Origin of the sequence: Microbispora oryzae (assembly GCF_017896165.1) — a bacterium.
Classification (GTDB): domain Bacteria; phylum Actinomycetota; class Actinomycetes; order Streptosporangiales; family Streptosporangiaceae; genus Microbispora; species Microbispora oryzae.
Map to the genome: position 1 here is coordinate 113,956 of NZ_JAFCNB010000018.1, position 18,318 is coordinate 132,273.

The following is an 18,318-nucleotide window of genomic DNA, read 5'->3' on the forward strand; positions in this document are numbered from 1 at the left end:
ATGGAGCTGTATGTACCGATTCTGGTGCTCGCGGTCCTCGCGGCGGGGTTCGCCGTGTTCTCCGTGGGCATCGCGCCCTTCACGGGGCCCAAGCGCTGGAACCGCGCCAAGCTGGACGCCTACGAGTGCGGCATCGAACCCACTCCGCAGCCCGTCGGCGGCGGCCGCTTCCCGCTGAAGTACATGATCACCGCGATGTTGTTCATCGTGTTCGACATCGAGATCATCTTCCTCTATCCGTGGGCGGTGGCCTTCGACAAGCTCGGCGTGTTCGGGCTGGTCGAGATGGTGCTGTTCATCGTCACCGTCCTCGTGGCGTACGCCTACGTGTGGCGCCGCCGCGGCCTCGATTGGGATTAGCCATGGGTCTTGAAGAGAAACTCCCGAGCGGGTTCGTCCTCACCACCGTCGAGCAGGTGGCCGGCTGGGCCCGGAAGAACTCCGTATGGCCGGCCACGTTCGGTCTCGCCTGCTGCGCGATCGAGCTGATGGCCACCGGCGGCCCTCACCACGACCTGGCCCGGTTCGGCATGGAACGGGCCTCGGCGTCTCCCCGTCAGGCCGACCTGATGATCGTGGCCGGTCGCCTCTCGCAGAAGATGGCGCCCGTGCTCCGGCAGATCTACGACCAGATGGCCGAGCCCAAGTGGGTCATCGCGATGGGCGTCTGCGCGTCGAGCGGCGGAATGTTCAACAACTACGCCATCGTGCAGGGTGTGGACCACGTCGTGCCCGTCGACATCTACCTGCCGGGCTGCCCGCCGCGGCCCGAGATGCTGATCGACGCCATCGTGAAGCTGCACGACAAGATCCAGAACATGAAGTTCGGCGCGCACCGCGACCGGCAGATCGACGAGCTCGAACTGCGGGCCCTGCGGACGCTGCCGCTGATCGAGCAGGGAGCCGGGAAGTGACCACCGACAATCTGCCGGGGCTGCCGGAGGAGCCGGTCGCCCGCCGGGGCATGTTCGGCGTCCACGACACCGGCGACACCTCGGGCTACGGCCGCCTCGTGGTGCGCCGCCCGCCGAAGCCGTCGAGCGCCCGGCCGTACGGGTCGTACTTCGACGAGATCGCCGACACGCTGGAGGCGTCGTTCGCCGGCGCGATCGAGCGGGTCGTCGTGGACCGCGGCGAGGTCACCTTCCACGTGGCCAGGGAGCACCTGGTCGACGTGATGCGAGGGCTGCGCGACGACCCCGCCCTGCGGTTCGAGCTGTCCCTGGGCGTGTCGGGCGTGCACTATCCGGAGGACACCGGCGCCGAGCTGCACGCGGTCTACCACCTGTGCTCGATCACGCACAACCGCCGCGTCCGCGTCGAGACGTCCTGCCCCGACGCCGACCCGCGCATTCCGTCCACCGTTCCGGTCTACCCCACGCACGACTGGCACGAGCGCGAGACGTACGACTTTTTCGGAATCGTCTTCGACGGCCACCCGGGCCTGACCCGGATCGAGATGCCGGACGACTGGGAGGGCCACCCCCAGCGGAAGGACTACCCGCTCGGCGGCATCCCGGTGGACTACCGCGGCGCCGAGGTCCCCGCGCCGGACAAGAGGAGGTCGTACTCGTGACCAGCACAACCGAGACGGAGGGCCGGATCTACGACGTCGCCGGCCAGGACTGGGACGAGCTGGTCCAGGAGGTCACCGACTCGGCGGAGGAGCGGCTCGTCATCAACATGGGCCCGCAGCACCCGTCGACCCACGGCGTGCTCCGGCTCGTGCTCACTCTCGACGGCGAGACGGTGACCGAGGCCCGCACGGTGATCGGGTATCTCCACACCGGCATCGAGAAGAACATGGAGTTCCGGACGTGGACCCAGGGGGTCACGTTCGTCACGCGCATGGACTACCTGGCGCCGATCTTCAACGAGACGGCGTACTGCATGGCGGTGGAGAAGCTCCTGGGCATCACCGACCGGATCCCCGAGCGGGCGCAGGCCATCCGGGTCATGATGATGGAGCTCAACCGGATCTCCTCCCACCTGGTGGCCATCGCGACCTTCGGCCTCGAGCTCGGCGCGACGACCCCGATGCTGTTCGGCTTCCGCGAGCGCGAGATGGTGCTCGACCTGTTCGAGTACATCACCGGTCTGCGGATGAACATGGCGTACGTCCGGCCGGGCGGCGTCAGCGTCGACCTGCCGGCCGGCGCGGTCGACAAGATCGGCGAATTCCTCAAGGTCATGCCGGGGCGGATCAAGGAGATGCGCAAGCTTCTCGACGCCAACCCGGTCTACACCCGCCGGACCAAGGACGTGGCCTACCTCGACCTGACCGGCTGCATGGCGCTCGGGATCACCGGGCCCATGCTTCGGGCGGCCGGGCTCCCGTGGGACCTGCGCAAGTCGCAGCCGTACCTGGGTTACGAGACCTACGAGTTCGACGTGCCCACGGAGAACAGCTGCGACGTGTACGGCCGCTACCTCGTCCGGGTCGCCGAGATGGAGGAGTCCCTCAAGATCATCGAGCAGGCGCTCGACCGGCTGTCCGGTCCGCTGAAGGGCGGCCCGGTGATGATCGAGGACAAGAAGATCGGCTGGCCCTCGCAGCTCGCGCTCGGCCCCGACGGTCTCGGCAACTCGCCCGACCACATCGCCCACATCATGGGCAGCTCGATGGAGGCCCTGATCCACCACTTCAAGCTGGTGACCGAGGGCTTCCGGGTGCCCGCCGGACAGGCGTACGCGTCGGTGGAGTCGCCGCGCGGCGAGCTGGGGGCCCACGTCGTGAGCGACGGCGGGACCCGGCCCTACCGGGTGCACTTCCGCGACCCGTCCTTCACCAACCTGCAGGCACTGCCCGCGACGTGCGAGGGCGGCATGATCGCCGACGTCATCTCGGCGGTGGCCTCGATCGACCCCGTCATGGGAGGTGTGGACCGATGAGCTACTCGCCCGAGGTCCGCGAGCGTCTGGAGACGGACGCCAAGGAGATCATCGGCCGCTACCCCAAGCCGCGGTCGGCGCTGCTGCCGCTGCTTCACCTGGTGCAGTCGGAGGACGGCTACGTCTCCGACGACGGCCAGGAGTTCTGCGCCGAGATGCTGGGCCTGTCGAAGGCCGAGGTCGTCGGCGTGGCGACGTTCTACACGATGTACAAGCGCAGGCCGTCCGGCGAGTACAACGTCGGCGTCTGCATCAACTCGCTGTGCGCCATCATGGGCGGCGACCAGATCTGGGCCGAGCTGACCGAGCACGCGGGCGTCGGCCACGACGAGACGACCTCCGACGGCAAGATCACGCTGGAGCGGCTGGAGTGCAACGCCGCCTGCGACTTCGCGCCGGTGATGATGGTCAACTGGGAGTTCTTCGACAACCAGACGCCCGAGTCGGCCAAGCAGCTCGTCGACGACCTGCGTGAGGGCAGGCCGGTCGTCCCGACCCGCGGGCCGGGCCGGCTGTGCACCTTCAAGGAGGCCTCCCGGGTGCTCGCCGGATTCCCCGACGGCCAGGCCGGCGACGGCCCGTCGGCGGCCGGCCCGTCCCTGGAAGGTCTGAAGATCGCCAAGGCGAACGGCTGGGAGGCCCCCAGGCCCGGCGCTCAGGAGCGGGGGAGCGAGAAGTAATGACACAGCTGACACCGGTCCTGACCAGTAACTGGGACCTGCCCGACTCGTTCACCCTGGACGGGTACGGCGAATACTCGGCGGCCAGGAAGGCCCTCGGCACCGACCCGGACGCCATCATCCAGATGGTCAAGGACTCGGGCCTGCGGGGCCGCGGCGGCGCGGGCTTCCCCACCGGCATGAAGTGGGGCTTCATTCCCCAGAACGACGGCAAGCCCCACTATCTGGTGGTCAACGCCGACGAGTCCGAGCCGGGGACCTGCAAGGACATCCCGCTCATGATGGCCAACCCGCACTCGCTGATCGAGGGTGTGATCATCACCTCGTACGCGATCCGGGCCAACCACGCCTTCATCTACATCCGCGGCGAGGTGCTCCACGTCGTCCGCCGGGTGCAGGCCGCGGTCCGCGAGGCGTACGAGAAGGGCTACCTGGGCACCGACATCTTCGGCTCCGGGTACGACCTGGAGCTCGTGGTGCACAGCGGCGCCGGGGCGTACATCTGCGGCGAGGAGACCGCGCTGCTCGACTCGCTGGAGGGATACCGCGGCCAGCCCAGGCTCAAGCCGCCGTTCCCGGCGGTCGCCGGCCTGTACGCCTGCCCGACGGTGATCAACAACGTCGAGTCGGTGGCGAGCGTGCCGAGCATCGTGGCCAACGGCGCCGACTGGTTCGCCGGGATGGGCACGGAGAAGTCCAAGGGCTTCGGCATCTTCTCCCTGTCTGGCCACGTCACCCGACCGGGGCAGTACGAGGCGCCGCTCGGCATCACGCTGCGCGAGCTGCTCGACATGGCGGGCGGCATCCGCGAGGGCCACGAGCTGAAGTTCTGGACGCCGGGCGGTTCGTCCACGCCGATCTTCACGGCCGAGCACCTCGACGTGCCCCTCGACTTCGAGTCGGTCGGGGCCAAGGGCTCCATGCTCGGCACCCGGGCTCTGCAGATCTTCGACGAGACGACCTGCGTGGTCCGCGCCGTCCTGCGGTGGACCGAGTTCTACGCCCACGAGTCCTGCGGGAAGTGCACGCCCTGCCGTGAGGGCACCTACTGGCTCAAGCAGGTGCTCAAGCGGCTGGAGAAGGGCCAGGGCACCGAGGACGACCTGGTTACGATCACCGACATCGCCGACAACATCCTCGGCCGTTCGTTCTGCGCCCTCGGCGACGGCGCGACGAGCCCGATCCACTCGTCGGTGAAGCACTTCCGCGACGAATACCTCAAGCACTTCGAGATCGGCGGCTGCCCGTTCGATCCCGCCGCTTCCACGGTGTGGGGGTCCAAGTGACAGTTCAGACGACGCAGCCGGAGCAGCCGGTCGTCGACATGGTCACCCTGACCATCGACGGTTTCCAGATCAGCGTCCCCAAGGGCACGCTGATCATCAGGGCCGCGGAGCTGGTGGGCATCCAGATCCCCCGGTTCTGCGACCACCCGCTGCTCGCCCCGGCCGCCAACTGCCGCCAGTGCCTGGTGGACATCACCGACGCGGGCAACGGCCGCGGCTTCCCCAAGCCGCAGCCCTCCTGCGCCATCGAGGTCGCCCAGGGCATGGTCGTGCAGACGCAGCTCACCTCGCCGGTGGCCGAGAAGGCCCAGCGCGGCGTAATGGAGATGCTCCTGCTGAACCACCCGCTCGACTGCCCGGTGTGCGACAAGGGCGGCGAGTGCCCCCTGCAGAACCAGGCCATGTCGAACGGCCAGGGCGAGAGCCGGTTCCAGGAGGAGAAGCGGACCTTCGAGAAGCCGATCGGGCTGTCGACCGAGGTGCTGCTCGACCGGGAGCGCTGCATCCAGTGCGCCCGGTGCATCCGGTTCTCCGACGAGATCGCCGGCGACCCGCTGATCGACTTCTTCGAGCGCGGGGCCAAGGAACAGGTGGGCGTCGCCGACGGCGAGCCGTTCCAGTCCTACTTCTCCGGCAACACGGTGCAGATCTGCCCGGTCGGCGCGCTGACCGGCGCGGCCTACCGGTTCCGGTCCCGTCCGTTCGACCTGGTCTCCACGCCGAGCGCGTGTGAGCACTGCGCGTCGGGCTGCGCGCTGCGCACCGACCACCGGCGCGGCAAGGTCACCCGGCGCCTCGCCGGCGACGACCCGCAGGTCAACGAGGAGTGGAACTGCGACAAGGGCCGCTGGGCCTTCGCCTACGCCACCCAGCCCGACCGGCTGAAGACGCCGCTGATCCGCGACGAGGACGGCAAGCTGGTCCCGGCCTCGTGGCCGGAGGCGCTCGCGGTGGCGGCCGAGGGCCTGGCGCGGGCCAGGGGCAGGGCGGCCGTGCTGGCCGGCGGCCGGCTCACCGTCGAGGACGCCTACGCGTACAGCAAGTTCGCCCGGATCGCGCTCGACACCAACGACATCGACTTCCGGGCCAGGCCCCACTCCGAGGAGGAGGCGCGGTTCCTCGCCCACTCCGTCGCGGGCCGGGGCATCGAGGTCTCCTACACCGACCTGGAGACGGCCCCGGCCGTGCTCCTCGCCGGATTCGAGCCCGAAGACGAGTCGCCCATCGTCTTCCTCCGGCTCCGCAAGGCGGCGCGCAAGCGGGGCCTGAAGGTCTACTCGCTGGCGCCGTTCGCGACGCCGGGCCTGGCCAAGATGAACGGCACGCTCATCAGGACCGTCCCCGGGGCGGAGGCCGAGGCGCTCGGCGACCTGGTCACCGGCGACCTGCTGCCGGCCGGCGCGATCGTGCTCGCCGGTGAGCGGCTCGCCACCACCCCCGGCGCCCTGTCCGCCCTCGTACGGCTCGCGCAGGCGACCGGCGCCCGGCTCGCCTGGGTGCCGCGCCGGGCCGGGGAGCGGGGTGCGCTTGAGGCGGGCGCCCTGCCCAACCTGCTGCCGATCGGCCGACCGATCGACGACGAGACCGCCCGGGCCGAGATCGCCAGGGCCTGGGGCGTGGGCTCGGTGCCCGCCGCCCCCGGCCGCGACACCGCGGGGATCATCGAGGCCGCGCTGAACGAGGAGCTCGACGCGCTGGTCGTGGCGGGCGTCGACCCGTACGACCTGCCGGACCCGGCGCGGGCGCTGGAGGCGCTGGAGAACACGCCCTTCATCGTGAGCCTGGAGGTGCGGGCGAGCGCGGTCACCGACCGGGCCGACGTGGTCCTGCCGGTCGCCGCGGTGGCGGAGAAGTCCGGGACGTTCGTCGACTGGGAGGGCAGGGGCCGCTCGTTCGAGGCGGCCACGCCGGTCTCGGGAGTGATGAGCGACCTGCGGGCCGTCGCCTCGATCGCCGACCACATGGACGTCCACCTGGGCCTGCCCGACGCGGCGGCCGCGCGGCGCGAACTCGCCGCCATCGGAGCCTGGCGGGGCGGACGCGCCCTGGCCCCGGTCGTCAGCCGGCGGCCGGTGCGGGAGCCCCGCGCCGGGGAGGCCGTCCTGGCCACCTGGCACCTGCTGATCGACGACGGCCGGCTCCAGGACGGCGAGCCGTACCTGGCCGGGACCGCACGGGCCGCCGAGGCCCTGGTCTCCGAGGCCACGGCCGCCGAGATCGGCGCGGTCGACGGCGGGAAGATCACCGTCGGCGAGGGCGCCGTCCTGCCGGTGCGGATCGCGGACCTGCCCGACCGTGTGGTGTGGGTGCCGTCCAACTCCGCCGGAGTGTCCGTCACCCGCGACCTGCGCGCGGCGGCGGGCGACGTCGTAACGATCGGGAGTGTCTCGTGAACGGACCCACCCTGAACGACTTCGGCCATGATCCCCTGTGGATCTCGATCATCAAGGCCGTCGCGATATTCGTGTTCCTGATGCTGGGCGTGCTGTTCGGCGTGTGGACCGAGCGGAAGCTCATCTCACGCATGCAGCACCGCTACGGCCCCAACCGCGCCGGCAAGTTCGGCCTGCTCCAGTCGGTCGCCGACGGCCTGAAGATGGGCCTCAAGGAAGACCTGATGCCGCGGACCGTCGACAAGGTCATCTACTTCCTGGCCCCGGTCATCATCGCGGTCCCGGCCTTCCTGTCCTTCTCCGTCATCCCGTTCGGGCCGATGGTCTGGATGTTCGGCCACAAGACGGCGCTCCAGCTCACCGACCTGCCGGTCGCGGTGCTGCTGGTCCTGGCGACCGCCTCGATCGGCGTCTACGGCATCGTGCTCGCCGGGTGGGGCTCCCGCTCGCCGTACGCGATCCTGGGCGGCCTGCGGTCCAGCGCCCAGGTGGTGTCGTACGAGATCGCGATGGGTCTGTCGTTCGTCGCGGTGTTCCTCCAGGCGGGCACGCTGTCCACCTCGGAGATCGTGGCGAAGCAGGCCGGCGGCCGCACCTGGGACGTCCTGGGCATGCACCTCACGATGCCGTCCTGGTACGTGGTGTCGCTGCTCCCGTCCTTCCTGATCTACGCGATCACGATGCTGGGCGAGACCAACCGCGTGCCGTTCGACCTCCCCGAGGGTGAGGGCGAGCTGGTCGGCGGCTTCCACACCGAATACTCCTCCTCGCTGAAGTTCGCGATGTTCATGCTCGCCGAGTACGTGAACGTGTTCACCGTCTCGGCGATGGCGATCACGCTGTTCTTCGGTGGCTGGCGGGCGCCGTGGCCGATCTCGCTGTGGAGCGGCGCCAACTCCGGCTGGTGGCCGCTGCTGTGGTTCTTCGCCAAGCTGGCCATCGCCTTCGGATTCTTCGTCTGGGTCCGGGCGTCGCTGCCTCGCGTCCGGTACGACCAGCTGATGGCCTTCGGCTGGAAGGTGCTCATCCCGCTCAACCTGGGCTGGATCCTGCTGGCGGCCACGTTCAAGGCGACCCGCCTCCCGGAGGCCAACCAGGCCTTCGTGTTCACCATCGGCGGCGTGGTCATCATCGGCGCGTTCGTGATCTGGCTCCGGTTTGACACGGTGAACCAGCGGCGCCGGGAGGCGAAGGCCACCCAGATCGAGGAGGAGTTCGAGCAGCTCCGCGAGGAGCCGCTGGCGGGCGGGTTCCCCGTGCCGCCGCTCGACCTCCCGCACTACCACGGAGTCGTGCCCGCCGCGCGTCTTCACCCCGACGCCAAGGAGGTGACCAGTGGGAGCAACTGATTGGCTGAACCCGATCAAGGGATTCGGCGTCACCTTCCACCACATGTTCAAGAAGCCGGTGACGGTCAACTATCCGGAGGAGAAGCGGCCCACGGCGCCGCGGTTCCACGGACGTCACCAGCTGAACCGGTGGCCGGACGGTCTGGAGAAGTGCGTCGGCTGCGAGCTGTGCGCCTGGGCGTGTCCCGCCGACGCGATCTACGTCGAGGGCGGCGACAACACCGATTCCGAGCGGTACTCGCCCGGTGAGCGGTACGGCCGGGTGTACCAGATCAACTACCTGCGGTGCATCCTCTGCGGGCTGTGCATCGAGGCGTGCCCGACCCGGGCGCTCACGATGACCAACGAGTACGAGCTCGCCGACTCCAGCCGCGAGTCGCTGATCTACACCAAGGAGATGCTCCTCGCGCCGCTCGGACCCGGGATGGAGCAGCCGCCCCACCCGATGCGTCTCGGCGAGTCCGAGGAGGACTACTACCGGTTGGGTCAAAGCAATGGGTGAGTCCATCACGTTCTGGGTGCTCGCGGTCGTTTCGGTGGCCGCCGCGCTCGGACTCGTCTTCAGCCGCAGGGCCGTCTACTCGGCCCTCATGCTGGGCGTGGTCATGCTCTCGCTGGCGGTGCTCTACGCGGTGCAGGACGCGCCGTTCCTCGCCGCGGTGCAGATCATCGTCTACACCGGCGCGGTCATGATGCTGTTCCTGTTCGTGCTCATGCTCGTGGGCGTGGACTCCTCCGACTCGCTGGTGGAGACGATCAGGGGTCAGCGGTTCTGGGCCATCGTCGCCGGGCTGGGCTTCGCCGCCCTGCTGGCGTTCGGCATCGGGAACGTCGTGCTGACCGCGCCCAAGGGCCTGACCGCCGCCACGAAGGCGGGCAACGTGCCGTCCCTGGCCGAACTGATCTTCACCCGCCACGTGTTCGCGTTCGAGGTCACGTCGGCGCTGCTGATCACGGCGGCGCTCGGCGCGATGGTGCTCGCGCACCGCGAGCGCACCGAGGCGAAGCCGACGCAGAAGGACCTCTCCCGGCAGCGCTTCGTCGCCTTCGGCCGGACCGGCAAGAACCCGGCGTCGCTGCCCGGACCCGGCACCTACGCCCGGCACAACGCCATCGACATGCCCGCGCTGCTGCCCGACGGCACCGTCTCGCCGCTGTCGGTCAACCGCGTCCTCGCCCGGCACGAGGCCGAGGAGGGCACGCTGCCTCCGGAGATCGCCGAGGTGCTGCGGCAGGACGAGCTCGACCGGGAGGCCGAGCGGCACAGCACGCCGACTCCGGCCGAGGAGGCCGCGAGCGGCCCGGACACCGAGCCGGTGGACACCGAGCCCATCCACGGCGAGCCCATCCACACCGAGCCCTCCGCTGAGGCCGGCCCGGGTGAGGAGCCCGCGGACGCCGAGGAGGCCCTGACACCGGGGCGGGCCGGTCGGCCGGCCAGCGAGGAGGACGGCAAGTGACCACGCACTACCTGGTGCTCTCCGCGCTGCTGTTCGCCATCGGCGGCGTCGGCGTGCTCGTACGGCGCAACGCCATCGTGGTCTTCATGTGCGTCGAGCTCATGCTCAACGCCTGCAACCTGGCGTTCGTCACCTTCGCCCGGCAGAACGGCAACCTCGACGGTCAGGTCATCGCGTTCTTCGTGATGATCGTGGCCGCCGCCGAGGTCGTCATCGGCCTGGCCATCATCGTGACGATCTTCCGAACCCGCAGGTCCGCGTCGGTCGACGACGCGAGCCTGCTGAAGCACTAAGAGGTGGCCGTGGAACCCGCTTCGCACGTAGCGTCGATCATCGCCCACTCCGGTGGGGCGATCGGGGTCGCCTGGCTGATGATCGCCTTCCCCCTGATTGGGGCGGCGGCTCTCCTGCTGGGCGGGAGGGCCTCCGACAAGTACGGCCATCTGTTGGGCGTCCTCATGGCGGTGGCGTCCTTCGTCGTGGCCGCGCTCGCGTTCTTCCAGGTGCTGGGCTTCCAGCCGGGAGAGCGCCGCCGCGGCGTCCCGCTCTACGACTTCATCCCGGGAATCGCCAAGGTCGGCCTGCTGGTCGACCCGCTGTCGATCTCGTTCTGCCTGCTGATCACCTTCGTCGGCTCGCTGATCCACATCTACTCGATCGGCTACATGTCGCACGACCCGGCCAGGCGGCGCTTCTTCGCCTACCTGAACCTGTTCGTGGCGGCCATGCTCCTCCTGGTGCTGGCCGACAACTACGTGGGCCTGTTCGTCGGGTGGGAGGGCGTCGGCCTGGCGTCGTACCTGCTGATCGGCTTCTGGCAGCACAAGCCCTCCGCGGCGACGGCCGCCAAGAAGGCGTTCATCGTCAACCGGGTCGGCGACTTCGGTCTGCTGATCGGCATCTTCACGATCTTCGCGACGTTCCACTCGCTGGCGTTCGCCGACGTGTTCTCCGCCGCGGGCGGCGCGTCGTCCGGCACGCTCACCGCGATCGGCCTGCTGCTGCTCGTCGGCGCGTGCGGCAAGTCCGCGCAGCTCCCGCTGCAGTCCTGGCTCCTGGACGCGATGGAGGGCCCGACCCCGGTGTCGGCCCTCATCCACGCCGCGACCATGGTCACCGCGGGCGTCTACCTGATCGTCAGGTCGGGCCCGATCTTCCAGGGCGCCGAGGCGGCCCAGCTCGTCGTCACGATCGTCGGTGTGGCCACGCTGCTCGCCGGTGCGATCATCGGTACCGCGAAGGACGACATCAAGAAGGCCCTCGCCGGGTCGACGATGTCGCAGATCGGCTACATGGTGCTCGCCGCGGGCATCGGCCCGGCCGGGTACGCGTTCGCGATCGCCCACCTGATCACGCACGGTTTCTTCAAGGCCGACCTCTTCCTCGGCGCCGGATCGGTCATGCACGGCATGAACGACGAGGTGAACATGCGGAAGTACGGCGGCCTGCGGAAGGTCATGCCGATCACCTTCGTGACCTTCCTGATCGGCTACCTCGCCATCATCGGGTTCCCGCTGCTGTCCGGCTACTTCACCAAGGACGGCATCATCGAGGTCGCGATGGAGCACAACGCGATCCTCGGCTGGCTCGCCGTGCTCGGCGCGGGCATCACGGGCTTCTACATGTCCCGCCTGGTGTTCATGACGTTCTTCGGCGCGAGGCGCTGGGAGCCCACGGCTCACCCGCACGAGTCGCCCGCCGTCATGACCTGGCCGCTGATCATCCTGTCGATCGGGGCGCTCGGCCTGGGCGCGTTCCTGATCATCGGTAACCGGTTCATGACCTTCCTGGCCCCCGCCGTCGGGGCGCCGGAGGAGCTGCCGTCCTTCAACCCGTTCACGGCCACCGGCCTCGTCACCCTCGCCCTCGTGGCGATCGGCGTCGCCTTCGCCTGGTTCAGGTACGGAGCGGCCGAGGTGCCCGCGGTGGCCCCGCGCGGCTCCTTCCTCACCACGTTCGCCCGCCGCGACCTGTACGGCGACGCCCTGAACGAGGCGCTGTTCATGCGCCCCGGCCAGTGGCTGACCCGCCTGGCGGTGTTCTTCGACAACCGCGGGATCGACGGCCTGGTGAACGGTCTTGCCGCCTTCATCGGGGGCTCGTCCGGGCGCATGCGCCGGATCCAGACCGGGTTCGTCCGTTCGTACGCGCTGTCGATATTCGTCGGCGCCGCCCTCCTGGCCGGCGCCTGGCTCGTCGTAGGGAACCTGTGATGCCCTGGCTTTCCACCCTGATGGGCGTGTCCGTGCTCGGCGCGCTGGGCGTGACCCTCGTCCGCAACGACAAGCTCGCCAAGCAGTTCACGCTGGTCGTTTCGCTGATCGTGCTGGCGCTCACCGTCGGCATGGCGGTCCAGTTCAGCCCGAACGGCGACAAGTTCCAGTTCGTCGAGACCTACGACTGGATCCCGTCCTTCGGCGTGCACTACGGCGTCGCCGTCGACGGGATCGCCCTGGTGCTGATCCTGCTGTCGGTGATCCTCGTACCGATCGTCGTGCTGGCCTCCTGGCATGACGCGGAGGCGGGCAAGCGGTCGGTCCGGACGTACTTCTCGCTGATCCTCGTTCTCGAGGCGATGATGATCGGCGTCTTCGCGGCGACCGACGTCTTCCTCTTCTACGTCTTCTTCGAAGCCATGCTGATCCCGATGTACTTCATGATCGGGTCGTACGGCGGGGCACAGCGGTCGTACGCGGCCGTGAAGTTCCTGCTGTACTCGCTGTTCGGCGGGCTCCTGATGCTGGTCGCGGTGATCGCGCTCTACTCGATCGCCGGCAAGGGCACCTTCATGTTCTCCGACCTCGTCGGGACCGTGCAGGACGTGACGACGCAGAAGTGGCTGTTCCTCGGCTTCTTCGTCGCCTTCGCGATCAAGGCGCCGCTCTGGCCGTTCCACACCTGGCTGCCCGACGCCGCCGCCCAGGCCCCGGCCGGTGCGGCCGTGCTGCTGGTCGGCGTGCTCGACAAGGTCGGCACGTACGGCATGCTCCGCTTCTGCCTGGAGCTGTTCCCGGACGCCGCGAAGTTCTTCACGCCGCTGGTCATCGCGCTGTCGGTGGTCGGCATCGTGTACGGCGCGATCGTGGCCATCGGGCAGACCGACATGAAGCGGCTCATCGCCTACACGTCGGTCTCGCACTTCGGCTTCATCGCCCTCGGCGTGTTCGCCATGACGACGGACGCCGGGGCCGGGGCGACCCTCTACATGGTCAACCACGGCTTCTCGACCGGCGCGCTGTTCCTGATCGCGGGCTTCCTGATCCACCGCCGCGGCTCGCAGTTCATCGCCGACTACGGCGGCGTGCAGAAGGTCGCCCCGGTCCTCGCGGGGACGTTCCTGGTGGCCGGTCTGTCCAGCCTCTCGCTGCCGGGCCTCAGCACGTTCGTCAGTGAGTTCATGGTCCTCACCGGCACCTACCAGCGGTACATGGTCCCGGCGATCATCGCGGCGACCGGCGTCATCCTGGCCGCGATCTACATCCTGTGGATGTACCAGCGGACCATGAACGGCCCCACGGCCGAGTCGGTCAAGGGCCTGCGCGACCTCAACGCGCGGGAGAAGTTCGTGGTCGCGCCGTTGATCGCCCTGCTGCTGATCTTCGGCTTCTATCCCAAGCCGCTCCTCGACGTCATCCACCCGGCGGTCAAGGACACCCTGTCCAGCGTCGGCGTGTCGGATCCCGCGCCTGCCGTACCCGTTGCCAAGGAGGGCCAGTGAACGGCACCATCCAAGCGCCCACCATTGAGTACGCCCTGCTGGCGCCGATGCTCGTCGTCTTCGGCGCGGCCATCGTGGGCGTACTCGTGGAGGCGTTCGCCCCGCGCTATCTGCGGTCGGCGATCCACCTGCCGCTCACCCTGTTGTCACTGGCCGGCGCGTTCGCACTGACCGTGTGGCAGGCGCTCAAGGGTGTGCCCACCAAGCCCGCCGCCATGGGAGCGGTCGCCGTCGACGGGCCCGCGCTGTTCATCTGGGGCACGATCCTCGTGCTCGCGTTCGTCAGCGTGATGCTCATCAACGACGAGGGCCACTTCGTGGCCGCCGCGGCGGCCGTGCCGGGCTCCGCCGAGGAGGAGCAGGCGCTCTACTCGGGCGCGGCGCACACCGAGATCTACCCGCTGGTGCTGTTCGCCGTGGGCGGGATGCTGCTGTTCCCGGCGAGCAACGACCTCCTGGTGGCGTTCGTGGCCCTGGAGGTCATGTCGCTCCCGCTGTACCTGCTGTGCGGCCTGGCCCGGCGCAGGCGGCTGCTCTCCCAGGAGGCCGCCGTCAAGTACTTCCTGCTCGGTGCGTTCTCGTCCGCCTTCTTCCTCTACGGCACCGCCCTGCTGTACGGCTACGCGGGCTCGATCGACCTCGCCCGGATCAACGCGGCCCTCGGCACGGTGGGCGGGCAGGACACCCTGCTCTACCTCGGCGCGGGCATGCTGGGCGTCGGCCTGCTGTTCAAGATCGGTGCAGCGCCGTTCCAGGCGTGGAAGCCCGACGTCTACCAGGGTTCGCCCACCCCGATCACCGCGCTGATGGCCTCCGGCACCCTGGTCGCCGCGTTCGGCGCGCTGCTGCGGGTCTTCTGGGTCGGCCTCGGCGGCCTCGACTGGGACTGGAGCCCCGTCCTGTGGGGTGTGGCGATCCTCACGATGGTGGTCGGCGCGGTCCTCGCGATCACGCAGACCGACATCAAGCGGATGCTGGCCTACTCGTCGATCGCCCACGGCGGCTTCCTGCTCGTCGGCGTCGTCGCGACCGGGACCGCCGCGCAGAACACCTCGGCCCTCTCGGGGATCCTGTTCTACCTCGTGGCGTACGGCGTCACCACGGTCGGCGCGTTCGCCGTGGTGACCATGGTGCGCGACGCGGGCGGCGAGGCCTGGCACCTGTCCCGGTGGGCGGGTCTCGGCAAGCGCTCCCCGCTGCTGGCCGCGGTGTTCGCGTTCTTCCTGCTCGCCTTCGCCGGCATCCCGCTGACGAGCGGGTTCTTCGGGAAGTACGCGGTGTTCCAGGCCGCGGTGAGCGGAGGCGCCACGCCCCTGGTCATCGTGGGTGTGGTGGCCTCGGCCGTGGCCGCGTTCTTCTACGTCAGAATCATCGTGCTGATGTTCTTCAGCGACCCGGCCGCCGACGGGCCGAGTGTCGTCCTGCCGTCGCGGGGCACCGCGGCTGTGGTCGGGTTCGCCGCGTTGGCTACGGTAGTCCTCGGGGTCTACCCGGAGCCCGTGCTCCATCTGGCCCACTCGGCTGCTCAATCGCTGTTCGTTCGTTAGGAGTTTTCAGATGGCCGCGCCGCCCGTTGTGGACATTCCTGTGGCCGACGAGCGGCTGGCCGAAGATCTGGCGAACGGCCTCGCGGCCGTGGAGAAGCTGCTCCGCTCGTCCGTCGAGAGTGAGGACGCCTTCGTCACGGAGGCGTCCCGCCACCTCATCGAGGCGGGCGGCAAGCGGTTCCGGGCCATGCTGGTCCTGCTGGCCGCCCAGTTCGGCAACCCCGACGCCCCCGGCGTGGTGCCCGGGGCGGTCGTGATCGAGTTGACCCACCTGGCGACGCTCTACCACGACGACGTGATGGACGAGGCGCGCGTGCGCCGTGGATCTCAGTCGGCCAACGCCCGCTGGGACAACAGCGTCGCGATCCTGACGGGCGACTACCTGTTCGCCCAGGCGTCCGAGATCCTCGCCGACCTCGGCGCCGACATCATCCGCGTCCAGGCCAGGACGTTCTCCCGTTTGGTACGCGGGCAGATCCGCGAGACCATCGGCCCGGCCGCCGGTCAGGACGCGGTCTCCCACTACATCGGTGTGCTGGCCGACAAGACCGGCTCGCTGATCGCCACCTCGGCCTACTTCGGCGCCACCCTCGCCGGCGCGCCGCCGGAGATCGTGGAGCGGGTCACCGACGCCTGCGAGGCGATCGGCGTGGCCTGGCAGCTCGGCGACGACCTGATCGACGTGGCCGCCCTGCCGGTGGAGTCGGGCAAGACGCCCGGAACCGACCTGCGCGAGGGCATCCGCACCCTGCCGGTGCTGTACGCCCTCGCCTCGGACGACGCGGCCGACGCCCGCCTGCGGGAGTTGCTGTCCGGCCCGGTGGCCGAGGAGGACCTCGCGGAGGCCCTGTCCCTGCTGCGCGCCCACGACGCGATGTCGCGGGCGCAGCAGGAGGTCACTCGCTGGACCGACCGGGCCAGGACGGCGCTGTCCGGTCTGCCGGATATCCCCGCCCGGGACGCCCTGCTCGCCCTCTGCGGCTACGTCGGGGAGCGCTCGGGCTGATCGCCGTCCGGGCTGATGCGCCTCAGCGGCCGTTCAGGAGTTCGACGACGGGCGCGAACGTCTCCGCCGACGACCCGGCGAGGGTCACGTAGGAGATCCCCAGCTCGTCGCGCCTGCGCAACAGTGTGTCGGCCATCTCCCGGTGGGAGCCCCGGACCGTGGCGATCGCGTCCGGAGACAGCGGAGTGAACCCCGGCGGTGTCCAGGCCGGCGGCTCGTCCCCGATCTGCATGAGGTTCGACCCGATCTCGATCTGGTCGAAGCGGTCGCCCGCCCGCTCCCTGAGGGCGGCCACGATCTCCCCGGCGTCCTTCTCCGTGGCCTCCGGCTGCGTGGCCAGGGTGACGATGTCGGCCTCCTCCGCGGCGAGCGACACCGTGCGCGCGCCCCGGACCGCCAGCAGGACGCGCGGGCCCTGGCGCTGGACCGCGCCGGAGAAGCCGCCGGAGCCGGCGAACGCGGCCCGCACCTCCCGGATCAGGGCCGCGGCGGCGGCCACCCGCTCGGCCCCCGTGCCGTACGGCACGCCGAGGAACTCGGCGTCCTTCCGCGCGGCGGCACGGCCGGTGCCCACGCCCACCTCCAGCCGTCCGCCCGACAGGAAGTCGAGCCCGGCGAGTTCCCACGCGAGCTGCCGCGGATTGCGATAGGGGGCGGCGAGCACGAACGTGCCGACCCTGAGGGTGGTGGTGACCGTCGCCGCGGCGGTCAGCGCCGGCACCGGCGGGAGCGTGCCGAGGGTGTCGGGGGTCAGCAGGGTCGAGTAGCCGAGATCCTCGGCGCGGCGGGCGAGGGCCGTCCACACGCCGGCGTGCGGTGCGAGGCCGGCCACGATTCCGAAACGGAACTCCATGGTCATGCCCCCGATCTTCGCCGCCGGCCGGGCGGGCGTCGTCCCCCCGGCGGTGATGGCGGCCGTACCTCCGGGAGAGTACGGCCGGGGCACTGGGCCGCCGCGGGGGCTGTCACACGGTTTCGAGCGCGGGAGCCGTACGGGCGACACGGCGGGACGTGCGGGCGGCGCGCAGACTGTCCCAGGTGAACACGCTCAGCGCGAGCCACACGATGGCGAAACCCACCCATCTGCTCGCCGGCATGGTCTCGTGCGCGACCAGGATGCCGCACAGGAACTGCAGGGTCGGCGCGATGTACTGCAGGACACCGATGACGGTCAGCGGCACCCGCAGCGCCGAGGCGGTGAAGAAGAGCAGCGGTACGGCGGTGATCAGGCCGCACGCCGCGAGCAGCAGGGCGTGCCCGAGCCCATGGCCGCCGAAGGTGCCGGTGCCCTGGACCTGGAGGACCACGAGATAGGCCAGCGCGGGCACCAGCAGGACGAGCGTCTCAACGGCGAGGCTCTCGGCACTGCCGACCTGCGCCGTCTTCTTGATCAGCCCGTATGTGCCGAAGCTCACGGCGAGCACGAGCGCGATCCACGGCAGGCGCCCGTAGTCGAGGGCGAGGATCAGTACGGCGAGCGAGCCGAGGCCGACCGCCACCCACTGCCAGCGCCGCAGCCGCTCCCGGAACACGATCACCCCGAACAGCACGCTGACGAGGGGATTGATGAAGTAGCCGAGCGCGCTCTCCACCACGTGACCCGCGTTGACGGCGTAGATGTAGGTCCCCCAGTTGAGCGAGACGGTGACCGCCGCGATCGTGAGGAGAAGCAGCTGCCGCCGGGTGATCCGCCGCACCCACGACCAGTGCCGCCGTACGGCGAGGACGGCGACGACGACCACCAGCGACCAGACCATGCGGTGGGCGAGGATCTCCACGGCTCCGGACGGCTTCAGCAGCGGCCAGTAGAGAGGGAACAGGCCCCACATCACGTAGGCGGCGATTCCGTAGAGCAGACCTCGGCGGGACTCAGGCATGTCCCTCATCCTTGCCCGTTCGGGCTTTTACCACAACTAAGTATCTCTTGTCCGATATTTTAGGAGGGCTAATGTGAGGAACAAGCCGGGCGTGCCGACGGTTGGCGTAG

General features: G+C 69.6%; 17 protein-coding genes. 15 read left to right on the forward strand and 2 right to left on the reverse strand.

The window, feature by feature from the left end:
• The 15 genes from JOL79_RS26430 (at position 1) to JOL79_RS26500 (ending at position 16,331) form a co-directional block, all read left to right on the forward strand.
• Complete coding sequence (locus tag JOL79_RS26430; RefSeq protein WP_036325316.1) at positions 1-360, forward strand: NADH-quinone oxidoreductase subunit A; 360 nt, start codon at positions 1-3, stop codon at positions 358-360.
• A gap of 2 nt (positions 361-362) precedes the next feature.
• Positions 363-914 (forward strand): NuoB/complex I 20 kDa subunit family protein, encoded by a 552-nt coding sequence (locus JOL79_RS26435; RefSeq protein ID WP_210158593.1) that lies wholly within the window; start codon positions 363-365, stop codon positions 912-914.
• The gene (locus JOL79_RS26440; RefSeq protein ID WP_210158594.1) at positions 911-1,576 is read left to right on the forward strand and encodes an NADH-quinone oxidoreductase subunit C; all 666 of its coding nucleotides are present in this window, start codon (positions 911-913) and stop codon (positions 1,574-1,576) included. Before JOL79_RS26435 ends, JOL79_RS26440 begins: the two co-directional genes overlap by 4 nt.
• Positions 1,573-2,892 carry an NADH-quinone oxidoreductase subunit D gene (locus JOL79_RS26445; protein ID WP_210158595.1) on the forward strand — a complete coding sequence of 440 codons (1,320 nt, stop codon included), beginning with the start codon at positions 1,573-1,575 and terminating at the stop codon, positions 2,890-2,892. The genes JOL79_RS26440 and JOL79_RS26445 overlap by 4 nt, the downstream gene beginning before the upstream one ends.
• On the forward strand, positions 2,889-3,572 hold the full coding sequence (gene nuoE, locus JOL79_RS26450) for an NADH-quinone oxidoreductase subunit NuoE (RefSeq protein WP_210158596.1): 684 nt from the start codon (positions 2,889-2,891) through the stop codon (positions 3,570-3,572). The genes JOL79_RS26445 and nuoE overlap by 4 nt, the downstream gene beginning before the upstream one ends.
• Entirely contained in the window at positions 3,572-4,858 is a 1,287-nt protein-coding gene (nuoF, locus tag JOL79_RS26455; RefSeq protein WP_210158597.1) for an NADH-quinone oxidoreductase subunit NuoF, read from the forward strand. The genes nuoE and nuoF overlap by 1 nt, the downstream gene beginning before the upstream one ends.
• Positions 4,855-7,251: an NADH-quinone oxidoreductase subunit G gene (locus JOL79_RS26460; RefSeq protein ID WP_210158598.1), complete on the forward strand. Its 2,397-nt coding sequence runs from the start codon at positions 4,855-4,857 to the stop codon at positions 7,249-7,251. The genes nuoF and JOL79_RS26460 overlap by 4 nt, the downstream gene beginning before the upstream one ends.
• On the forward strand, positions 7,248-8,600 hold the full coding sequence (gene nuoH, locus JOL79_RS26465) for an NADH-quinone oxidoreductase subunit NuoH (protein ID WP_210158599.1): 1,353 nt from the start codon (positions 7,248-7,250) through the stop codon (positions 8,598-8,600). The genes JOL79_RS26460 and nuoH overlap by 4 nt, the downstream gene beginning before the upstream one ends.
• Complete coding sequence (nuoI, locus tag JOL79_RS26470) at positions 8,587-9,102, forward strand: NADH-quinone oxidoreductase subunit NuoI (RefSeq protein ID WP_210158600.1); 516 nt, start codon at positions 8,587-8,589, stop codon at positions 9,100-9,102. The genes nuoH and nuoI overlap by 14 nt, the downstream gene beginning before the upstream one ends.
• Positions 9,095-10,060 carry an NADH-quinone oxidoreductase subunit J gene (locus JOL79_RS26475; RefSeq protein ID WP_230985504.1) on the forward strand — a complete coding sequence of 322 codons (966 nt, stop codon included), beginning with the start codon at positions 9,095-9,097 and terminating at the stop codon, positions 10,058-10,060. The genes nuoI and JOL79_RS26475 overlap by 8 nt, the downstream gene beginning before the upstream one ends.
• Positions 10,057-10,353 (forward strand): NADH-quinone oxidoreductase subunit NuoK, encoded by a 297-nt coding sequence (nuoK, locus tag JOL79_RS26480; protein ID WP_210158601.1) that lies wholly within the window; start codon positions 10,057-10,059, stop codon positions 10,351-10,353. Before JOL79_RS26475 ends, nuoK begins: the two co-directional genes overlap by 4 nt.
• A 78-nt stretch (positions 10,354-10,431) precedes the next feature.
• The gene (gene nuoL / locus JOL79_RS26485; RefSeq protein WP_210158631.1) at positions 10,432-12,273 is read left to right on the forward strand and encodes an NADH-quinone oxidoreductase subunit L; all 1,842 of its coding nucleotides are present in this window, start codon (positions 10,432-10,434) and stop codon (positions 12,271-12,273) included.
• A complete protein-coding gene (locus tag JOL79_RS26490) occupies positions 12,273-13,778 on the forward strand; it encodes an NADH-quinone oxidoreductase subunit M (RefSeq protein WP_210158602.1) in 1,506 nt (501 codons plus the stop codon). Before nuoL ends, JOL79_RS26490 begins: the two co-directional genes overlap by 1 nt.
• A 47-nt stretch (positions 13,779-13,825) precedes the next feature.
• Complete coding sequence (nuoN, locus tag JOL79_RS26495) at positions 13,826-15,325, forward strand: NADH-quinone oxidoreductase subunit NuoN (RefSeq protein WP_230985545.1); 1,500 nt, start codon at positions 13,826-13,828, stop codon at positions 15,323-15,325.
• 10 nt (positions 15,326-15,335) lie between these two features.
• A complete protein-coding gene (locus JOL79_RS26500) occupies positions 15,336-16,331 on the forward strand; it encodes a polyprenyl synthetase family protein (RefSeq protein ID WP_210158604.1) in 996 nt (331 codons plus the stop codon).
• Between the two features lie 22 nt (positions 16,332-16,353).
• Here the strand turns inward: JOL79_RS26500 and JOL79_RS26505 are convergent, their stop codons facing one another.
• Both JOL79_RS26505 and rarD read right to left on the reverse strand, forming a co-directional pair.
• Positions 16,354-17,190: an LLM class flavin-dependent oxidoreductase gene (locus JOL79_RS26505; protein ID WP_210158605.1), complete on the reverse strand. Its 837-nt coding sequence runs from the start codon at positions 17,188-17,190 to the stop codon at positions 16,354-16,356.
• A gap of 106 nt (positions 17,191-17,296) precedes the next feature.
• On the reverse strand, positions 17,297-18,208 hold the full coding sequence (gene rarD, locus JOL79_RS26510) for an EamA family transporter RarD (protein ID WP_210158606.1): 912 nt from the start codon (positions 18,206-18,208) through the stop codon (positions 17,297-17,299).
• Positions 18,209-18,318 lie beyond the last annotated feature (110 nt).

Bases quoted from the DNA above. Each gene is read 5' to 3' on its own strand.
- JOL79_RS26430 (WP_036325316.1), top strand. From the start codon at position 1: ATGGAGCTGTATGTACCGATTCTGGTGCTCGCGGTCCTCGCGGCGGGG.
- JOL79_RS26435 (WP_210158593.1), top strand. From the start codon at position 363: ATGGGTCTTGAAGAGAAACTCCCGAGCGGGTTCGTCCTCACCACCGTC.
- nuoE (WP_210158596.1), top strand. From the start codon at position 2,889: ATGAGCTACTCGCCCGAGGTCCGCGAGCGTCTGGAGACGGACGCCAAG.
- nuoF (WP_210158597.1), top strand. From the start codon at position 3,572: ATGACACAGCTGACACCGGTCCTGACCAGTAACTGGGACCTGCCCGAC.
- JOL79_RS26475 (WP_230985504.1), top strand. From the start codon at position 9,095: ATGGGTGAGTCCATCACGTTCTGGGTGCTCGCGGTCGTTTCGGTGGCC.
- nuoL (WP_210158631.1), top strand. From the start codon at position 10,432: ATGATCGCCTTCCCCCTGATTGGGGCGGCGGCTCTCCTGCTGGGCGGG.
- JOL79_RS26490 (WP_210158602.1), top strand. From the start codon at position 12,273: ATGCCCTGGCTTTCCACCCTGATGGGCGTGTCCGTGCTCGGCGCGCTG.
- nuoN (WP_230985545.1), top strand. From the start codon at position 13,826: ATGCTCGTCGTCTTCGGCGCGGCCATCGTGGGCGTACTCGTGGAGGCG.
- JOL79_RS26500 (WP_210158604.1), top strand. From the start codon at position 15,336: ATGGCCGCGCCGCCCGTTGTGGACATTCCTGTGGCCGACGAGCGGCTG.
- JOL79_RS26505 (WP_210158605.1), bottom strand. From the start codon at position 17,190: ATGACCATGGAGTTCCGTTTCGGAATCGTGGCCGGCCTCGCACCGCAC.
- rarD (WP_210158606.1), bottom strand. From the start codon at position 18,208: ATGCCTGAGTCCCGCCGAGGTCTGCTCTACGGAATCGCCGCCTACGTG.